Source organism: Aquabacterium sp. A7-Y (assembly GCF_026153205.1).
Taxonomy (GTDB): Bacteria; Pseudomonadota; Gammaproteobacteria; order Burkholderiales; family Burkholderiaceae_C; genus Caldimonas.
Genome location: NZ_JAPFBW010000027.1, coordinates 62722 through 80829, shown reverse-complemented (window position 1 = coordinate 80829; position 18108 = coordinate 62722). Strand labels below are relative to the sequence as shown.

Here is an 18108-nt window from a genome sequence, read left to right as displayed (position 1 = left end):
GTGGGTCGGGTTCAGGGTCATCGGGAAGCGGCTCACGACGCGGTTTCCTTGCTGACCCAGTTGCGCACGATGTTGGCGACCGCGGCCGGGTTGTCGCGCGCCAGCTGGCGTGCCGAGTCCAGCCGCTCGCTGGCCAGCGGGGCGTTCAGCGCCGGGGCGGCCTCCAGCGCGGGCAGCACCTCGGTGTCGGCGACCACCGCATCCAGGGCCGGGCGGGCCGGCTCGGGCGGCGTCGCGGCCTTGAGCGCGGGCCGGATGACCCCGAAGACGATGATCAGCGCCAGCAAGGTGAGGGCGGCCGGGACGGCGGCACCGCGCAGCAGCTCCAGCGTCTGCGGGTCCTTCCACAGCGGCAGCTCGTTGGTGTCGACCTTCTCGGTCTGGAAGGGCGCGTTGACGACCTTGACCGAATCGCCGCGCTCGGCGCTGTAGCCCACGGTTTCCTGCACCAGGGTGGTCAGCTTCTGCAGCTCTTCCTCGCTTAGCGGCACCGTGGTGGTCTTGCCGTTGGCGTTGGTGCTGCTGCGGTGGTTGATGACCACGGCCGCGTTGATGCGCTTGATCGAGCCGGTGGCGTTGCGGGTCACGCGCACGGTCTTGTCGACTTCGTAATTGGTGATGGCGTCGCGCTTGGCGCCGCCGTTGCTGCCGGGCGCGACGTTGCCGGCGGCCTGCAGCTGCTGCGCGGTGCCGTTGATCGGCGCGGTGGCGGGCACCGGCGGCTGGTTGGTCGCGGCGCCGGGCACGCCGGTGGGCACCGGCGCGCCGGGCTGGGTCGATTCGGAGGTCTGCTGGCTGCGCACCGCGGCCGGCTCGTTGCCCTGGTTGGGGCGGAACTGCTCCGAGGTGGACTCGCTCTGCGAGAAGTCGATCTCGGCGGTGACCTGGGCGCGCAGGTTGTCGCGGCCGACCACCGGCTCCAGCAGGTCCATGATGCGGCGGGTGTAGGACGACTCGATCTGGTTGACGTACTGCAGCTGCTTGGCGTCCAGGCTGTTGGCGCTGGAGCCGTCGGGGTTCTCGGTCAGCAGGGTGCCGTTCTGGTCGATCACGCTCACCGCCTTGGGCGCCAGCTCGGGCACGCTGGAGGACACCAGGTGCACGATGCCGGCCAGCTGGGCACGGTCCAGCGTGCGGCCGGGGTAGAGGCTCAGCAGCACCGAGGCCGAGGGTTTCTGCTGCTCGCGGAAAAAGCCGTTCTGGTTGGGCAGGGCCAGGTGCACCCGGGCGCTCTGCACCGCCGACATGGCGCCGATCGAGCGGGTCAGCTCGCCTTCGAGGCCGCGCTGGAAGGTCAGGCGCTCCTGGAACTGGGTGATGCCGAACTTGGCGTTGTCCATCAGCTCGAAGCCGACCGTCGAGCCCTTGGGCAGGCCCTGGGACGCCAGCTTCAGGCGCAGGTCGTGCACCTTGTCGCCCGGCACCAGGATGGCGCCGCCGCCTTCGGCGTGCTGGTAGGGCACGTTCATCTGCGACAGCTGGGCGATGATGGCGCCGCCGTCCTTGTCCGACAGGTTGGCGTAGAGCACCTTGTAGTCGGGCCGCGAGGACCACAGCGACAGCGCCACGATGATGGCCAGCAGCGCGGCGATGCCGATGCCCGCGCCGATCTTGCTCTTGGCCGGCAAAGCCGCCACGCGGGCGCCGAAGCCGGTCGGCGCATCGACCGTCGGGACGGCGGGGGCGGCGGGCGTCAGGTTCGGCTGCAGGGCGACGGCGTTGTCCATCGTGTCGAATTCCGGGAGTTTTTGGCAGATCAGGGGGGCCGCGGGCAGCGGCACACCCATCGCGTCTTGGGAAGCGATTATTCGGAAGGGGGGAGCGCCGAATGGCTGGAAGAAGCGGGCAAAGGGCGGCCAGTTCGGCGCATCCGGGCCCGCCCTGCGCACCTAAGATGGCACCACGTCAAACAGGGGCGGTGCCCCTCGGAACCCAGACCACCACCATGGACGTCCGCCTCAAACCCTTCAACTTCGAGCAGGCCTTGGCCAGGAGCGGCGTGGTGCTGCCGTCGCAGCGCGCTGCAGCGGGCAAGGTGGCCGGCACGTCCAACGAGGTCGGCTTCTCGCAGGCCTTGAACCAGGCGCTCAAGGGCGTCAGCCAGGCGCAGGAGAACGCGAGCGAGATGCAGCGCCAGGTGCAGCTGGACAACCCGACGGTCTCGCTGGAGGAAACGATGGTGGCGATGCAGAAGGCCCAGATCGGTTTCCAGGCCACGCTGCATGTGCGCAACCGCCTGGTCCAGGCTTATTCCGACATCATGAACATGCAGGTGTGAGCGCGCACCTGCATGGGGGTGGGGCAGCGGGGCCCGCGGGCCCCGCCCGGCTCAGCGGAGCCCGTTGCTGATGGCCTTCAGCAGGCTGGCCTCGCTGTCGTCACCGGTGAACTCCCAGAAGAAGGCGCCACCCAGTCCCTTGGACTTGGCGTAGTCCATCTTCTCTTTGATCTGCACCGGCGTGTCGAAGCTCCAGAAGGTGGTGCCGTTGTAGATCCACTGCGCGCGGCTCTGCGGGTCGACGAAGCTCGGGTAGTTGAGCGTCTTGAGAACCTTGTAGTCCTCGATCCCCGCCTCGTAGCGGCCCGGAGCGGCCACCCCGGTCTGGTAGAGCCCGTTGTTCACGTTCGGCACATTGGTCCAGCCGCGACCGTAGAAGCCGATGCCCAGGTGCAGCTTGCGGGCCGGCACGCCCTTGTCGAGGAAGGCCTTCAACGCGTCGTTGGTGTTGTAGGACTTGGCATCGCCGGTGGACGGGTCGGCGCTGGAGCCGTACAGCGGGCTGTGGAAGTTGGTCGGCGTTTCCCAGGCGCCGTGGAAGTCGTAGGTCATCACGTTGATGAAGTCGAGGTAGGGGTGGAACTTGTCCGGCTCGATCACCCGGATCTTGTCCACGCCCGCCGGGGCCGCGATCGTCAGCAGCAGGCCCGGTCGCACCGCGTCGAGCTGCTTGCGGAACTCGGCCAGCAAGGCGGTGAAGTTCTCCTTGTCCTCGGGCCTGCCGCAGGCCAGTCCACACGCGACGGGGTATTCCCAGTCGATGTCGATGCCGTCGAACACGCCCGCCAGCGCACCGGGGCCGCCGGCGTTCTCGACCAGGGGCAGATCGCCCTTGATGTAGGCATCGACGCAGCTCTTGACGAAGGCGACGCGGTTCTCCGGGCGCGCCGCGCTGGAGAACCCGCGCGAATAGGTCCAGCCGCCGAGCGAGATCAACACCTTCAGTTTCGGATATTTCGCCTTCAGCTTCTTCAGCTGGTTCCAGTTGCCGCGCAGCTTCTGGTCCCAGGTGTCGCCCACGCCGTCCACGCTCTGGTCGGCCCCGAAGGACTTGGTGTAGTCGGCGAAGGCATCGCCGCCGACTCCGGTGTCGGGGTTCGACGGCATCGTGACGCCGACCTCGCACTTGTTCTCGCGCACGTTGCCGAAGGCGTAGTTGATATGGGTCAGCAGCGGCGCCGAGCCGCTGGTGTCGATGTGTTTGACCTGGTAGCCGCGGCCGTAGATGCCCCACTGCGCGAAGTAGCCCAGCACGTTCTTGCCGCCGGTCTGATCGACCTTGTCGGTGCGCACGGTCACCGGGCTGGAAGGCTGGGATGCACCCTTTTGGTTGAACGCCTGGACCGTGAAGGTGTAGGGGGTGTCCGGACGCAGGGAACCGACCTTCGCGGTGGTGGTGGCGACTTCCGCTGCCGTGCTGCTGCCCTGCAGCACCCGGTATTGCACGGTGCAGTTGGCGCCGGCGGCCACGGCGTTCCACGCCAGGCTCACGCTGTCGCTGGTGTGCGCGGGCGACTTGAGGCCGGTGGGCGTCGCCGGTGGCGCGGCGCAGGGGCCGCTCGCGGTGCTGGTCAGCAGGGCCGGGCTTTGGGCGGACGCGTTGCCGGCCTTGTCCCTGGCTCGCACCGTGTAGCTATAGCTGGTGCCGGGCCTCAGGCCGGTGTCGGTGTGGCTGGTGCCGGTGGGGGAGGCCACCAGGCTGCCGCCGCGGTAGACGTCGTAGCCGGCCACGCCGCTGCCGGCGTCGCTCGACGCGTTCCAGCGCAGCGTGATGCTGTCGGTGCCGACGTTGCCGGCCGAGAGCCCGGAGGGCACCGACGGCGGCGTGGTGTCGTCGCCGCCGCCACCACCGCCGTCGCAGGCGCCCATCGGCTTCCACACATCCCACTCGCTGGAATGGGTCGCGGGGCTCTGGTTCTGCGTCCACCACTTGGCCTGGTAGGCCTGCTGGTTCAGTTGTGCCAGGTTGCCGCCTGTGTAGACCGCCGAGGCGGTCCAGGCGGGCACTGAGCTGCAGTCGTAGGCATGGGCGCCGCCGGACAGCGCGACGGCCGCCAGGGCGATGAGTCGGACAGGGGTTGTCATCGAGGTCTCCACTGAAAAGGGCTGTGCAGGCTGCCCGCCTGCAAGGGGCGGGCAGCATCGGTGGGTCGGGAAAGGGCGTCAGCGGTGCCGCCGGCTGATGACCGGGACGCCGCTGGCGCCATCACCGGCCTCGTGGGCGGGAGCGGGGCTGTCGCCGCCGAAGTGGACGGCCCGGGGGGGCGCATGCATCGGCAGGGCGTTGTTCGGGAGGACGCGGTGGCAAGGCGAGCGGCGCAGGTTCGGCGCTTCGGGACGCCAGGGATGGGAAGGGGGCCGCGGCACCGCGGTGGCGGTGTGTGTCTGCGTTGCGTGCATGCATGGCCTGTCTCCTTGGTGTTCTGGTCTCGGGTCGGTCGTCGCCTGTTGTGTGCCCGGCTGTGTCATTTGCGAGGCATCTGGTAGCAAGACCAGTACGCATATTGATCCCATAGTGGTATTGAAATTTAAATACCAAATGAAGATATTCGGATCGCAAAAAGAAACAAGGTGTTTGTTTTTTCGGTTTCGACACCGTGCCTGTCTCTGCTGGCAGTAGCCCGGGCCTTGCCGTTTGGGCACAGTGCGTCACCCCGCCCTTTCGATCAGGGAGGACCGATGAAACTGCTCACCCAAGCGCTCCGGACGGCGCGGCGCAACGTTTCCTACGTGAAGAACTTGCGTTTCTTCGACCAGCGCACCCTCTACACCTACTGGGAGCGGTCGCATCTGCGGCGCTTGCTGGCCGACCTCGAGGTCGACTGCGTGTACGACGTCGGCGCGCACCACGGCGAGTACGTGGACGTGCTGCGCAAGAGCGGTTACCGGGGGCTGGTGCTGTCCTTCGAGCCGCAACCGCTGGCGGCGCAGGTGCTGCGGCGCAAGGCGGCGGGGGATGCGTTCTGGCACATCGAGGAGCTGGCGCTGTCCGACCGCGACGGTGAGATGCCCCTCAACATCATGCGGGGCACGCAGTTCAGCTCGCTGAGTTCACCTCGGCACGACGAGGCGCCGATCTTCCGCAGCTGCAATGCGGTGCGCGAGGTGGTCACGGTGCAGACCGAGACGCTCGCGACGGCCTACCGACGCCTGCAGGCGCGGCACGGCTTCCGGCGGCCGTTCCTGAAGCTGGACACGCAGGGGTTCGATGTGGCGATCGTGCGCAGTGCGGGGGAGGTGTTGCAGCAGTTTGTGGGGTTGCAGAGCGAGCTGGCGGTGAAGCGGCTCTACGAGAGCTCGGTCGATTTCCGCGAGGCGCTGACCTTCTACCAATCCTGCGGCTTCGAGCTGAGCGCGCTGGTGCCGAACAATGCGGGGCACTTTCCGCGGCTGGTGGAGGCGGATTGCATCATGGTGAGGCGGGATCTGGTGCATTGAGCTGCACAGTGTCCAAGGTCTCGGTTGCTGGCTTTGGTTTTGGTTTTGGTTTTGGTTTTGGTTGTTGGCGCAGTGTTGTTGGTGTTCGTGGCGTGGAAGCCCGCTGTCGCGGGCGCGCCCCTGCGGGGCGGTTGCCGGGATGTGCGCCCGGCAGCGCACCTACTTCTCTTGTCTCGCCAAGAGAAGTAGGCAAGAGAAGGCGACCCCGAGCAGGGCGTCCTCCTCGCTGCGCGAGGAGGGTCCGCTGCGGTGCTCGGGGTCGGGAGGCGGCTGCGCAACTCGCCCTTTTTGAAGGGGGCTGCGCCCCCTTCAAACGGTGCTCGGACAGTGCTCGCCGACCCCGCCCTGCGGGCGGGGCAACCTCCCGACCCCTGCGCTCCTCGCCGCCCCACACGGGGGCCCCCAAATACCACTCGGCTCGCTGCGCATCGCCGTGCGCTGGCTGCCTGTCGCTACGCGACCGGTTCGGGGGTGATTTGACAAGCCTTGCCGACCTTCTCCGCAGGAGAAGCAGGCCTCGAGGCGATGCGCCGCGAGCCGAGTGGGGTTGGGGTTGGGGGTGGGGCCCCGTGTGGGGCGTCGAGGAGCGCAGCGACTGGAAGGTTGCCCCGCCCGCAGGGCGGGGTCGGCGAGCACTGTCTGAGCTCCGTTTTGAGGGTGCGCAGGCACCCTCAAAAAAGGGCGAGTTGCGCAGCCGCCTTCCAGTCGCGAGCACCGCAGAGCACCCTCCTCGCGCAGCGAGGAGGGCGCCCCACTCGGGGTCGCCTTCTCTTGCCTACTTCTCTTGGCGAGACAAGAGAAGTAGGTGCGCTGCCGGGCGCACATCCCGGCAACCGCCCCGCAGGGGCGCGCCCGCGAAAGCGGGCTTCCACGCCACGAACACCAACTTCGCCGCGCCAACAGCCAACAGCCAACAGCCAACAGCCAATAAAAAAGCGCCCTGCAGTGACCCGCAGGGCGCTCCCCCTCCGCCTGACCTCGTCGGGTCAGAATCCGAGACTGGCTAGCAGGTCGTCGACCTGCTCTTGGTTGGCGACCACGTCGGTGCGGCCTTCCGGGTTGACCACCGGACCGTTCAGGAAGGTCTGCTCGACCTTGTGCACCTGGTCCTGCGGCGCCGTCTGCAGCAGCAGCTTCACCAGTTGGTCCTCGATGTCGGCGGCCAGCTTCACGACCTTGGCCACCACCTGGCCGGTCAGGTCGTGGAAGTCCTGCGCCATCATGATGTCGGTCAGGTGCTGGTCCACCCGCGCCGTCGCCGACTCCACGTCGCTGACGAAATTCAGCACGTCGCCGCGCGCCACGGCCTTCACCGGATCGGCCACGATGGCCTGGGCAATGCGGCGCGTCTCCGAGGCGATGTTGGATTGCTCGCTCTTGGCCTTGTCGACCAGGTTCAGCACCTTCTCGGCCGCCTCGCCGGTCTTCTCGGCGATGTAGGTGAGCCGGCTGCGCGCATCGGGCAGGCTGTCGGTGATCTCGCCCAGCTTGGGCATGAAGCCGAGCTGCGCCAGCGTGTCGTGCAGCTGCCGCGTCATCTCGCCCAGTTGCTGGAACACTTCCGGGGAGGTGGTCGAGCCCGTCGGCACCTTGTTGTTCGTCGTCATGACCGGCCTCCCTTACTTGCCGAGCTTCTGCATGATCTTGACGACCTTCTCCTCGAGGGTCGCCTTGGTGAAGGGCTTGACGATGTAGCCGGCCGCCCCGTCCTGCGCCGCACGCACGATGTCTTCCTTGCGCGCCTCGGCCGTCACCATCAGCACCGGCAGGTGCTTCAGGCTCTCGTCCTGCTTGATGGCCGCGAGCAGGTCGAAGCCGTTCATGTTCGGCATGTTGATGTCGCTGACGACAAAGTCGTACTTGCCGTTCTTGAGCATGTTCAGCGCCACCGCGCCGTCTTCGGCCTCTTCGGCGTTGTTGTAGCCGATTTCCTTCAGCAGACCCCGCACGATGCGGCGCATGGTCGAGAAGTCGTCGACGATGAGAAATTTCATGTCGGCAGCGGTGCTCATGAGTTGTGTCCTTGAGGAGATGGTGCGTTCCTGAGGCTTATCGGGCGCCCAGGTGCGAACTTGAGGCTTGACCGGAGGCCGGTTGTGCCGTATGCAACGAATGCTCGACCGCGGGTGCCGTGCCGGCTTCGACCTCACCTTCGCGCTCGAAGCGGTCCTCGGCCTCGCGGTTCATCACGATGATGCTGATGCGCCGGTTCATCGGATCGGTGGGCTGGTCGCGGTTCAGCAGCGAGCTCGACGACAGGCCCAGCACCTGGACCACCTGGCCCTCGCTCAGGCCGCCGGCCACCAGTTCGCGGCGTGAGGCATTGGCGCGGTCGGAGGACAGCTCCCAGTTGCTGTAGCCGCGTTCGCCGCTGCTGTAGGGGGTGGCATCGGTGTGCCCGGCCAGCGTGATGCGGTTGTTGGTCTCGGCCAGCACCTTGCCGATCTCGCGCAGGATCTCGCGCATGTAGTCTTTCACCAGCGCGCTGCCCGAGTCGAACATGGGCCGGTTCTTCTCGTCGACGATCTGGATGCGCAGTCCGTCGCGGGTGATGTCGAGCCGGATCTGTGAACGGAACGGATCCAGCCGCGGGTTGTTGCTCAGCGCCGTCTCGATGCGCTGCTTGAGCCCTTCCAGGCGTGCCGCCTCGGCGCGCTTGGCGGCATCCTTCAGGGCCTGCAGGTTGACGGTCTTGCGCTCGGCCTCGATGTCGCCGCCCTTGACCTGGCCGTTGGTGCGCGAGAGGTCGGTGCCACCGCCCTTGATCACGTGCGAGGAGTCGCCCGAGCCGCTGCCGCCGCCCAGCAGGGCGACCTTCAGCGGCGAGTTGAAATAGTCGGCGATGCCCTTGCGGTCGCCCTCGGTGGTCGAGCCCAGCAGCCACATCAGCAGGAAAAAGGCCATCATCGCCGTCACGAAGTCGGCATACGCGATCTTCCAGGCGCCGCCGTGGTGGGCGTGGCCACCCTTCTTGATGCGCTTGACGATGATGGGCTGGAGCTTTTTCGAGTCGCCTGCCATGGGGGTCTTTCTGCTGACGGACCTGGGCCCGGACTTACTTCTTGCCCTTCACGTGGCCTTCGAGCTCCGAGAAGCTCGGCCGCTCGGTCGAGAACAGCACCTTGCGGCCGAACTCGACCGCCACCTGGGGGGCGTAACCCTGCATGCTCGCCAGCAGCGTGGTCTTGATGCACTGCAGCTCCTTGCTGCCCTCGTCGTTCTTCTGCTCCAGCAGGCCCGCCAGCGGCTCGACGATGCCGTAGGCCAGCAGGATGCCCAGGAAGGTGCCGACCAGCGCCGAGCCGATCATGGCGCCCAGCACCGGCGGGGGCTGGCCCACCGAACCCATGGTGTTGACCACACCCAGCACCGCCGCGACGATGCCGAAGGCCGGCAGGCCGCCGGCGACGCGGGTCAGGGCGGCGGCCGGCTGATGGGCCTCGTGGTGGTGGGTCTCGATCTCGCTGTCCATCAGCGCCTCGATCTCGTGGGCGTTGAGGTTGCCCGAGACCATCATGCGCAGGTAGTCGGTGATGAACTCGACCACATGGTGGTCGCTGCCGACGGTGGGGTACTTCTTGAACAGCGGCGACTCGTGGGGAGCGTCGACGTCCTTCTCGATCGACATCAGGCCTTCCTTGCGGGCCTTCTGCAGGATCTCGTAGAGCAGGGCCATCAGCTCCAGGTAGCGCGCCTTGCTGTATTTCGAGCCCTTCATCAGCTTGGGGATCGCGCCCAGCGTGGCCTTGAGGATCTTGGGCTGGTTGTTGACGATGAAGGCGCCGGCCGCGCCGCCGCCGATCACCATCATCTCGGTGGGCAGGGCGCTCAGGATCACGCCCATGTTGCCGCCGTGGATGATGAAGCCGCCGAAGATGCAGCCGAGCGCAACGACGTAGCCGATGATGACGAACATGTTCTACGTTCTTTCCGAGAGAAGTGCGGAGACGCTGACGCGCCCGAACCGGTGTTCACTGGTTTATCGGCGGGGCGTCGGACGACTTGAGGGAGGCCGGGGTGCCGATAAGCCGTGAATAGGCAGGCAAATCGCCCCGTTGTCGTCCGGCTTTGGCCGCCTTTCTGGCGCACCAACAGCAAGGCGCCCTTCGGGGCGCCTCGGCAAGCCAGCGAACGGGGTGCGGGCGGGTTCAGGAGCCGTCCAGCGCCATCATGCGGCGCCGCTTCTGAGTCTGGTCGATGAAACGCTGCAGCAAGCGCAGCGACTCGCCGTTCAGGTTCTCCAGCTCGCAGCCGATGCGCACGCCCTTGCTGTTGTCCAGCATCGAGGTCACGTGGGCCACACGCACGGCGGCTTGCAGCCGGGTCTCGGCGTCGAGGTCGATCTGCACCCGCGAGACCAGCACGCCCGGCTCCACCACCGGCACGTTCTCGGGGATCAGCAGCGCCACGCCGCCGATGCTGATGTCCAGCACCCGCAGCTCCAGGGCCATCTCCGGGATCGCGGGATGGCGGAAGGTGGCGGTCGGGGGCATGTTGACCAGCGGCCGTACCCGATAGCTGGCGCGGCGCTGGAAGCGGAAGGCCTCGGGCGGGAAGCTGCAGTTCAGCGCGCTGCTGCGGGTGCCGGAATGCACCTGCACCAGGCCGTGCACGTCGAACTGGATCTTGATGCTGTCGAGGTAGGCCACCGCCACCGCATCCTCGGCGTCGAGCACGCGCGAGAGCTGCGGGTCCAGGCGGTCGGCGGTGAAGCGGACCACACCCTTGGCGCGATCGACTTCCCAGACGTTGGTGGTGTAGCAGGCACCGCCGGGCGTGGCGATGGTCACCAGCACGCGTTCGCTCACCATTTGCTGCAGCAGCGCCTCGATCTCGAAGGGCTCGGCGACCCGGAAGTCGTCCAGCCTGGCCTCGGGCTGAGGCGGCGTCTGTGCGGGGGCGGCGTGGTGTCCATCGGTGGGCGCTACGGACCGTCGTGGCGGCTTCCGGCCGGTTCAGTGGACCAGCTTCGGCGAGCCCGCCAGCAGCCGGTCCAGGTCTTCCAGCCAGGGCTCGGCCAGGTTGCGGATCTGGGCGTCGTTGCGCAGGATGCGCTGCATGATCTTGCTCTTGCGGCGCGCTTCCTCGGCGTCCAGGTCGCGGCTGGCGGCGGCGTGCTTGAGCTGGGAGATCAGTACCGCGCAAGCGCCTTCGAGCTTGACGACACGGTCCCAGTCGCCGTCGCGGGCAGCCTGCAGCATGTCCTCGCTGGCTTGCTCGATGGCTTCGTAGTAGCCGAGCAGTGCCTTGTCTTCCATCGCGATCTCCAGCTTCAGAGGGGAGGCGGTCGTCACTTCGGTGCTCATCGATCGGTCTTTCAGGCTGCGTTCTTTTGGGGAGCTTGCATCTGCGTCCAGGCGTCGCGCAGGCCGGTCAGCAGGTCGTGGCACTCCTGCAGGGCGGCTTCGTCGTTCTTCAGGTTGGCGTGCGTCAGGCGGGCGTTGATGTAGCTGTAGAGGCTGTTGAGGTTCTCGGCCAGTTCGCCGCCGGCAGGGCGGTTCAGCCCGCCGCGCAGGCCTTCCTCGACGATGCGCACCGCGCGACCGATGTTCTTGCCCTTGGCTTCCACGTCCTGTCGCTGCAGCGCGCCGCGGGCGGCGGCGATCGAGCTCAGGGCGCCGTCGAACAGCATGACCACCAGGGTGTGGGGATCGGCGCCGGAAACGGTGGTTTCGACCTGGACGCGGCCGTAAGCACTGGCCTGGCTTCTGAACGGTGCAAACATGGTGAGGACTCTTTTGTTGAACCTGTCAGAAGAGTTATCGGCGTCCGGGTTGTGCAACTTGAACGGATTTTCTGCCGTTTCCGCCCGTCACAAGCCCCGAAAAAGGCGGTCCGGGGGCCGCACCACCGCGCGACGCGGGGCGCGGCAAGGCTCACTTGCCGTAGTTCTTGGCCAGTGCGGCGAGTTGCTGGGTGACGTAGCTGTTGAGGCCGTTGAGCTTGCTGATGCTGCTGTCCATTGCGCTGTACTGGCGCAGCAGGCGCGCCTGCACCGCGGCCACCCGGTCTTCCATCTTGGCGACCTGGTCCTCGTTGCGCTCGATGCTGTCGCGCAGCCCCTGAGTGCGGGTGGAGACCAGCCCGTCGGTCTTCAGCAGGGCCGAGGTGAGCGCCTTGATGCGCACCGCGAAGCCGTTGTTGGCCGGCTGGGCGGTGTCGTTGTTCGAGAAGGCCTTGCCCAGCTGTTCGAGGTTGTTGTTCATCGCCGCGTTCAGCTTGGTGTTGTTGACCTTGAGCGAGCCGTCGCGCTGGATCTCCAGCCCCAGGTCCGACAGGCGCGGGAACGCCGTGGAGGCCGCGCTGCTCTGCGTCAGCACGGCACGCAGCTGGCTCTGCAGCGACAAGGTGGAGCGGTCGCCCTGCAGGGTGCCGGCGACCTTGGTGTCCTCGTTGTACTTGGTCTGGTCGCTGATGTACTTGTTGATGTCGTTGTAGGCCTTGACGAAGTCGTCGACGGCCTTGCGCATCGCCTCGGTGTCGGTGCCGACCTTGACCTGCACCGGGCTGGTGGTGGTCTTGCTGACCGTCAGTTTCAGGCCCTCGACCGAGCCGTCGAAGGTGTTGGTGGCCGAGACCACCTCCAGTCCGTCGATCTTGATCTTGGCGTTTTTCGCCGCCTGCACCTGGCTCATCTGGCCGGTGGTGAGGTTGGGGTCGTAGCTGAGCTGCTGCAGTGCGGGATCGCCAGTGGCTGCGATGCTCACCGCGTTGTCCTCGCCGGTGGCGGTGCTGCGCAGCACCAGACGCGAGCCGGCGCCGTCCTTGACGATGGAGGCGCTCACTCCTGCGTCGGCGGCGTTGATCTTGGTGCGCACGTCTTCCAGGGTGTCGTCCGCGTCGATCACGACGTCGACGCCGGTGCTACCTACCTTGGCGGCGGTGATCGTGAGCGTGCCCGCGCCCAGGGCCGTGGTGGTGCTGGCGTAGGGGCCCGAGGCCAGGGTCTGCGCCTGCGCCAGCTGGGTGACGTCCACGCTGTAGGTGGCGCTCACCGCCGTGGCCGTCGACGTCGCGCTCACGCTGGTATCGGTGGTCAGGGCTTTGGTCTGCGTCCACAGGCTGGCGCTGGTGAGCTTGTTCACGGCGTCCTGCACATTGACCGTGTAGCTCTGCATCAGGCCGAAGGCCGAGAGCTTGGACTGCAGGGTCGTCTTCTGTGCGGTGAGCTGCTCGATGGGCCGGCGTTCGAGCGTCACCAGCTGCTCGACGATGCTGCTGACGTCGAGGCCGCTACCGATGCCGGGAGACGAGATGGCCATGGGTGGGCTCCTTGAATGGGTGGGGTCGGCAGACCCTCATAGGTGCGTATCGGCCGGTCGCCGCGGAACTTGAGGCCCCGAACACGAACAGCCCACCAGGGTTTCCCCGGGTGGGCCGACGAAGGCGGGTAGCTGCGCCGAGGCGCCCCGACGATCAGCCCTGCAGCAGCTTGAGCACTTGCTGGGGCAGCTGGTTGGCCTGGGCCACCATCGCGTTGCCGGCCTGCTGCAGGATCTGGGCGCGCGACAGGTTCGCCGTTTCCGAGGCGAAGTCGGCGTCCATGATGCGGCCACGGGCGGCGGAGGTGTTCTCCGACTGGATCTGGATGTTGGAGACGGCGTTCTCGAAGCGGCTCTGCACGGCACCCAGCGTGGCGCGCGCGCCGTTGATCTGGCCCAGCGCGTCGTCGATCTGCTTGAGGGCCAGCCAGGCGTCCTCGACCGTCTCGATCGACAGTTCGTCGATGCCGGCGCTGGAGGTGGCGTCGCTGTTGGTGATCGCAGGCGTGGTGGTCAAGCCGGTGGTGGCGGTCGCGAAGCCGGCCAGCGTGACCGCCACGGCGCTGCCGTCGGCGTCCAGGTTGGACGACCGCAGCTCGACCGTGTACTGGCCGTCGTCTTCCTGCTTCAGGAAGGCGACGACGCCGGTGTCGGAGGTGCGGCGGTTGATCGCTTCGACCACCTGGCCCATGCGCTCGGCGCCGGTGCGGGCGACGGCGAGGTCTCCCAGCGTGAAGGTCTCGGTCCCGACCGTGATCGCGAGCGAGCCGTCGGTGATGGCGGTCAGGTCGGTGATGGCCGAGGCGTCGATGTCGCCTTCGCTGGCCTCGCCGTAGACCACCTTGGACAAACCTTCGGCGGAGGCGTCGGTCAAAGCGGCAATCGTGATGGTTTCGCCGGAGTTGGCGCCGACCTGGAAGGTGGCGGCCGAGAACGACCCGTCGAGCAGTTTCTGGCCGTTGAAGGCGGTCTGCTTGGCGACGCGGTTGATTTCATCGCGCAGCTGGCCGACTTCGGCCTGCAACGCCTTGCGGTCGTCCTCGCTGTTGGTCGCATTGGACGACTGCACCGCGAGCTCGCGCATGCGCTGCAGCATGTCGCTGACCTTGCCCAGCGACCCTTCGGCGACCTGGGCCAGCGAGATGCCGTCGTTGGCGTTGCGGGCGGCGACGGTGAGGCCGCGCACCTGGGTGCTCATGCGCTCGGCGATCGCCAGGCCGGCAGCGTCGTCCTTGGCGCTGTTGACCCGCAGGCCCGAGGACAGGCGCTGCATCGAGGTGGACAAGGAACTCTGCGACGAGTTCAGGTTTCGCTGAGCGGTCAGCGAAGCAATGTTCGTGTTGATCGTTTGAGGCATGGCAGCTCTCCTTGAGAACCAGGATCAAGATCCGGCTCTGGGCGCCGGGACTACCGCTTTCGGTACCGCCATTTTTGGGGAGGTGGGGGGTGGGTGAAAGGTGGAAAAGGTGGGGAGAAAGGGGCTTGTTTTGACCCGACAATGAAAAACGCCCGGCAAAGCCGGGCGTGGTCCCAAAGCGCCCACCCGCCAGGGGCGAGCGCCAGGCAGTGCGCCGATCAGCGCAGCAGCGACAGCACTTGCTGGGGCAGCTGGTTGGCCTGGGCCACCATCGCCGTGCCGGCTTGCTGCAGGATCTGCGCCTTCGACATGTTGGCGGTTTCCTGGGCGAAGTCGGCATCCACGATCCGGCCGCGGGCCGCCGAGGTGTTCTCGGTCTGGATCTGGATGTTGGAGACGGCGTTCTCGAAGCGGCTCTGCACGGCACCCAGCGAGGCACGGGCATCGTTGATCTGCTTCAGCGAATCGTCGATCTGCTTCATCGCCAGCCAGGCGTCTTCCACCGTCTCGATCGACAGCTCGTCGATACCCGCCGACGAGGTGCTGTCGTCGTTGGTGATCGAAGCAGAGGTTGTCATGCCGGTGGTCGTCGCGGCGAAGCCGGTCAGCGACACGGCCACGGCGCTGCCGTCGGCGTCCAGCTTGGACGAACGCAGCTCGATCGTGTATTCGCCGTCGTCCTCTTCCTTCAGGAAGGCCGTCACGCCGGTGTCGGCGGTGCGGCGGTTGAGCGCTTCGACCACTTGGCCCAGGCGCTCTTCACCGGTGCGAGCCACTTTCAGGTCGCCCAGGGTGTAGGCGGTGCCGTCGACCGTGATTGCCAGCGAACCGTCGGTGATCTCGGCCAGGTCGGTGATGCCGGCAGCGTCGATGTCGGTTTCGCTGGCGGAACCGTAGACCACCTTGGACAGGCCTTCCGCCGACGAGTCGGTCACGGCCGAAATCGTGATGTTTTCGCCGGAGTTGGAGCCGACCTGGAAGTTCGCGGCAGAGAAGGAACCGTCGAGCAGCTTCTTGCCGTTGAAGGTCGTGTTCTTGGCGACGCGGTCGATTTCATCGCGCAGCTGGCCGACTTCGGCCTGCAGCGCCTTGCGGTCGTCGGCGCTGTTGGTCGCGTTGGCCGATTGCACGGCCAGTTCGCGCATCCGCTGCAGCATGTCGCTGACCTTGCCCAGCGCGCCTTCGGCGGTCTGAGCCAGCGAGATGCCGTCGTTGGCGTTGCGGGCCGCCACGTTCAGGCCACGGGTCTGAGCGTTCATGCGCTCGGCGATGGCCAGGCCGGCGGCATCGTCCTTGGCGCTGTTGACACGCAGGCCGGAAGACAGGCGCTGCATGGCGGTGCCCCAGCGTGCCTTGGGAGGCATTCAGGTTGCGCTGGGCGGTGAGCGACGCCACATTGGTGTTGATGGTCATTGCCATGGTGTAACTCCTAGTCGTTTGATGAACTCCCGGCGAGGACGCCGGCTTTGCCTCGGCTGTCGGGATCGCTCCCGGCAGCCGCGCCGGTCCTCAAGACCAGCTGCGCCCGGCGGCAGTCATCAGGGAACCCGAGATTTCGGTTGTGTCGGTTCTCTGTCGCTGTTCCGGACCACGAGACGTGGGGTTCATGTCCCGTTGCAAGCAATATCGGGCCGCTGCAGAACGAACTTGAGAGCTATTTGCGCAGGCCGTACAACAAAAAGTGCGCGCCCGGTGGATCCGGTTGCGCGAAATGCAGGGGAACAAGCGACCTTATTCACGCATCGCCCGGGTGGCCCCGCAGATAGATTTCAGGCGTTACCCTCACGATGCAGGACGCCCCGAGATGCCCCCGAGCCCGAGCAGCCCTTCCACCGCGGCCGCCGCGAAGCACTACGAGCAGTCGCGCCGGCGCGCCTACCAATCGGTGCTGTCCGGTGCCTGGCAGCAGGCCGAGTCGGCGCTGGCCGGCCTGGCCCACGACCGGCGCTTCGGCCTCAAGGACTGGACCACGCTGGCCACCGCGCGCTACCGCCTCGGGCAGTTCGAAGAGATGGCCCAGGCGGCGCGCCGTGCGCTCGAACTCGAGCCCGACGATTTCAAGGCCGCCCACCTGCTGACGATGGCCCTGATCCAGCAGCACCGCTTCGCCGAAGCTTTGCCCTATTTCCAGCGCCATGCCAGCGGCCCGGCGCGCGAGCACTACCACTTCGTCACCAACCACGGCATCACGCTGGCCCAGCTCGGCCGCCCGGCCGAAGCCGTGCAGGCCTACCTGGAAGCGGTGGTGCTGCAGCCGGCCGACCCGGCCATCCACATGCGGCTGGGCCTGGCCTTCAAGTCGCTCAAGATGTATGAGCAGTCGGCCGAGAGTTTTCTCACGGCCCATGTGCTCGACCCGAAACGCTTTGCCGCGCAGCTGATGGTGCTGCACATGCGGCAGTACGCCTGCGTGTGGGACGGCTTCGAGGCCGCCCGCCAGGACATCGTGAAATCGCTCACGGAGATGGACGTGCGCGCCGGCGGCACCCAGGGCGAAGGGGCCGTGTGGTCGCTGACCGCCATCGAAACGCCGCCCGCACTGTTCAGGAAGGCCACCGAACAGGTGGCCGTGAAGTGTGCCGCGGGCGTCGTGCCGCTGCCGCGCCGTCGCGTGCCGGCCGAGGGCGAAGCACGCCGCATCCGCGTCGCTTATGTCTCGTCCGACTTCCACAGCCATGCCACCACCTTGCTGATGGTCGAGGCGCTCGAACGGCGCGACACCGAGCGCTTCGAGGTGACGCTGTACTCGCACGGCAAGGACGACGGCAGCGTGGTGCTGCGGCGGGTGCGCGGCGCCTGCGAACACTTCGTCGACATGACCGGCATGTCGGAAGAGCAGATGGCGCGGCGCATCCACGCCGACGGGATCGACATCCTGGTCGACCTGAAGGGACACACCTACGGCAACCGGATGCGCTTGTTCGCTTACCGGCCCGCGCCGGTGCAGGTGGCCTTCCTCGGCTTCCCCGGCACCTGCGGCGCCGACTATATCGACTACATCGTCGGCGACCGGGTGGTCACGCCGCTCGAACACGCCGACTGGTACAGCGAGAAGATTGCGCAGCTGCCGCACAGCTACCAGCCCAACGACGGCCGCCGCCCCCGCCCCGCGGCCGACAGCCGGGCCCGCTGGGGCCTCGCCGAGGACGCCCTGGTGCTCGGCAACTTCAACCAGAGCTTCAAGCTCTCGCCCGACACCTTCGACGCCTGGGTCCGCATCCTGAAGGCGGTGCCGAACAGCGTGCTGTGGCTGCTGGCCGACAACCCGCAGGCCACGCGCAACCTGCAGCGCGAGGCCGAAGCCCGCGGCCTCGACCCGGCACGCCTGGTGTTCGCCCCGCGCGCCGGCGTCGAGGCGCACCTGGCGCGCCTGCCGGTGGCCGACCTGATGCTCGACAACTGGCCCTGCAATGCCCACACGACGGCGAGCGACGCCTTGTGGATGGGCGTGCCGCTGGTGACGCTGATGGGCGACAGCTTCGCCTCGCGCGTGGCCGCCAGCCTGCTGCATGCCGTGGGCCTGGGCGAACTGGTGTGCACCAGCGTCGAGCACTACGAGGCCCTGGTGATCGAGCTGCTCAACGACCGGCCGCGCCTGCAGGCGCTGCGCCAGCGCCTCGACGCCGGCCGCGCCAGCTTCCCGCTGTTCGACGGCGGCCGCTTCGCGGCGGACCTCGAACAGCTGTACCTGCGCATGATCGATCTGGAGCGCCGCGGCCTGCCGCCGCAAGCGCTGCCCGCCGCCGGCTGAAACCCGGCCGCCGCCCTGATGT

General features: G+C 67.3%; 15 protein-coding genes and 1 pseudogene. 3 read left to right on the top strand and 13 right to left on the bottom strand.

All coding sequences use genetic code 11. The features are described from left to right. Positions 1-32: 32 nt before the first annotated feature. Positions 33-1727 carry a flagellar basal-body MS-ring/collar protein FliF gene (gene fliF, locus OOT46_RS22245; protein WP_265405817.1) on the bottom strand — a complete coding sequence of 565 codons (1695 nt, stop codon included), beginning with the start codon at positions 1725-1727 and terminating at the stop codon, positions 33-35. A 218-nt stretch (positions 1728-1945) separates the two neighbouring features. Here fliF and fliE point away from each other — a divergent pair, with 218 nt between their 5' ends. Next, the gene (fliE, locus tag OOT46_RS22240) at positions 1946-2278 is read left to right on the top strand and encodes a flagellar hook-basal body complex protein FliE (protein WP_265405816.1); all 333 of its coding nucleotides are present in this window, start codon (positions 1946-1948) and stop codon (positions 2276-2278) included. A 51-nt stretch (positions 2279-2329) separates the two neighbouring features. Here fliE and OOT46_RS22235 read toward each other — a convergent pair whose 3' ends face one another. After that, the gene (locus OOT46_RS22235; protein ID WP_265405815.1) at positions 2330-4363 is read right to left on the bottom strand and encodes a glycosyl hydrolase family 18 protein; all 2034 of its coding nucleotides are present in this window, start codon (positions 4361-4363) and stop codon (positions 2330-2332) included. 78 nt (positions 4364-4441) lie between these two features. Beyond that, entirely contained in the window at positions 4442-4678 is a 237-nt protein-coding gene (locus OOT46_RS22230) for a hypothetical protein (RefSeq protein ID WP_265405814.1), read from the bottom strand. 279 nt (positions 4679-4957) lie between these two features. Between OOT46_RS22230 and OOT46_RS22225 the strand changes: the two genes are divergently transcribed. After that, positions 4958-5716 carry an FkbM family methyltransferase gene (locus tag OOT46_RS22225; RefSeq protein ID WP_265405813.1) on the top strand — a complete coding sequence of 253 codons (759 nt, stop codon included), beginning with the start codon at positions 4958-4960 and terminating at the stop codon, positions 5714-5716. A 986-nt stretch (positions 5717-6702) separates the two neighbouring features. Here the strand turns inward: OOT46_RS22225 and OOT46_RS22220 are convergent. The 10 genes and pseudogenes from OOT46_RS22220 to OOT46_RS22175 form a co-directional block, all read right to left on the bottom strand. Further along, positions 6703-7323 carry a protein phosphatase CheZ gene (locus tag OOT46_RS22220; protein ID WP_265405812.1) on the bottom strand — a complete coding sequence of 207 codons (621 nt, stop codon included), beginning with the start codon at positions 7321-7323 and terminating at the stop codon, positions 6703-6705. A gap of 12 nt (positions 7324-7335) precedes the next feature. Beyond that, a complete protein-coding gene (gene cheY / locus OOT46_RS22215) occupies positions 7336-7728 on the bottom strand; it encodes a chemotaxis response regulator CheY (protein ID WP_265405811.1) in 393 nt (130 codons plus the stop codon). Between the two features lie 37 nt (positions 7729-7765). Beyond that, positions 7766-8737: a flagellar motor protein MotB gene (gene motB, locus OOT46_RS22210; protein WP_265405810.1), complete on the bottom strand. Its 972-nt coding sequence runs from the start codon at positions 8735-8737 to the stop codon at positions 7766-7768. Positions 8738-8771: 34 nt separating this feature from the next. Beyond that, a complete protein-coding gene (gene motA / locus OOT46_RS22205; RefSeq protein WP_265405809.1) occupies positions 8772-9632 on the bottom strand; it encodes a flagellar motor stator protein MotA in 861 nt (286 codons plus the stop codon). A 232-nt stretch (positions 9633-9864) separates the two neighbouring features. Continuing rightward, entirely contained in the window at positions 9865-10527 is a 663-nt protein-coding gene (locus tag OOT46_RS22200; RefSeq protein ID WP_265405808.1) for a flagellar brake protein, read from the bottom strand. A 144-nt stretch (positions 10528-10671) separates the two neighbouring features. Further along, a complete protein-coding gene (locus OOT46_RS22195) occupies positions 10672-10974 on the bottom strand; it encodes a flagellar protein FliT (RefSeq protein ID WP_265405839.1) in 303 nt (100 codons plus the stop codon). Between the two features lie 59 nt (positions 10975-11033). Continuing rightward, positions 11034-11441 (bottom strand): flagellar export chaperone FliS, encoded by a 408-nt coding sequence (gene fliS / locus OOT46_RS22190; protein ID WP_265405807.1) that lies wholly within the window; start codon positions 11439-11441, stop codon positions 11034-11036. Between the two features lie 151 nt (positions 11442-11592). Then, complete coding sequence (fliD, locus tag OOT46_RS22185) at positions 11593-12978, bottom strand: flagellar filament capping protein FliD (protein WP_265405806.1); 1386 nt, start codon at positions 12976-12978, stop codon at positions 11593-11595. A 154-nt stretch (positions 12979-13132) separates the two neighbouring features. Further along, positions 13133-14335 carry a flagellin gene (locus OOT46_RS22180; protein WP_265405805.1) on the bottom strand — a complete coding sequence of 401 codons (1203 nt, stop codon included), beginning with the start codon at positions 14333-14335 and terminating at the stop codon, positions 13133-13135. 218 nt (positions 14336-14553) lie between these two features. Continuing rightward, positions 14554-15754, bottom strand: a pseudogene (locus tag OOT46_RS22175) (flagellin). A gap of 385 nt (positions 15755-16139) precedes the next feature. On the opposite strand from OOT46_RS22175, the gene OOT46_RS22170 reads away from it, so the two are divergent. Beyond that, positions 16140-18086, top strand: a complete 1947-nt coding sequence (locus tag OOT46_RS22170) for a tetratricopeptide repeat protein (protein ID WP_265405804.1) — start codon at positions 16140-16142, stop codon at positions 18084-18086. Positions 18087-18108 lie beyond the last annotated feature (22 nt).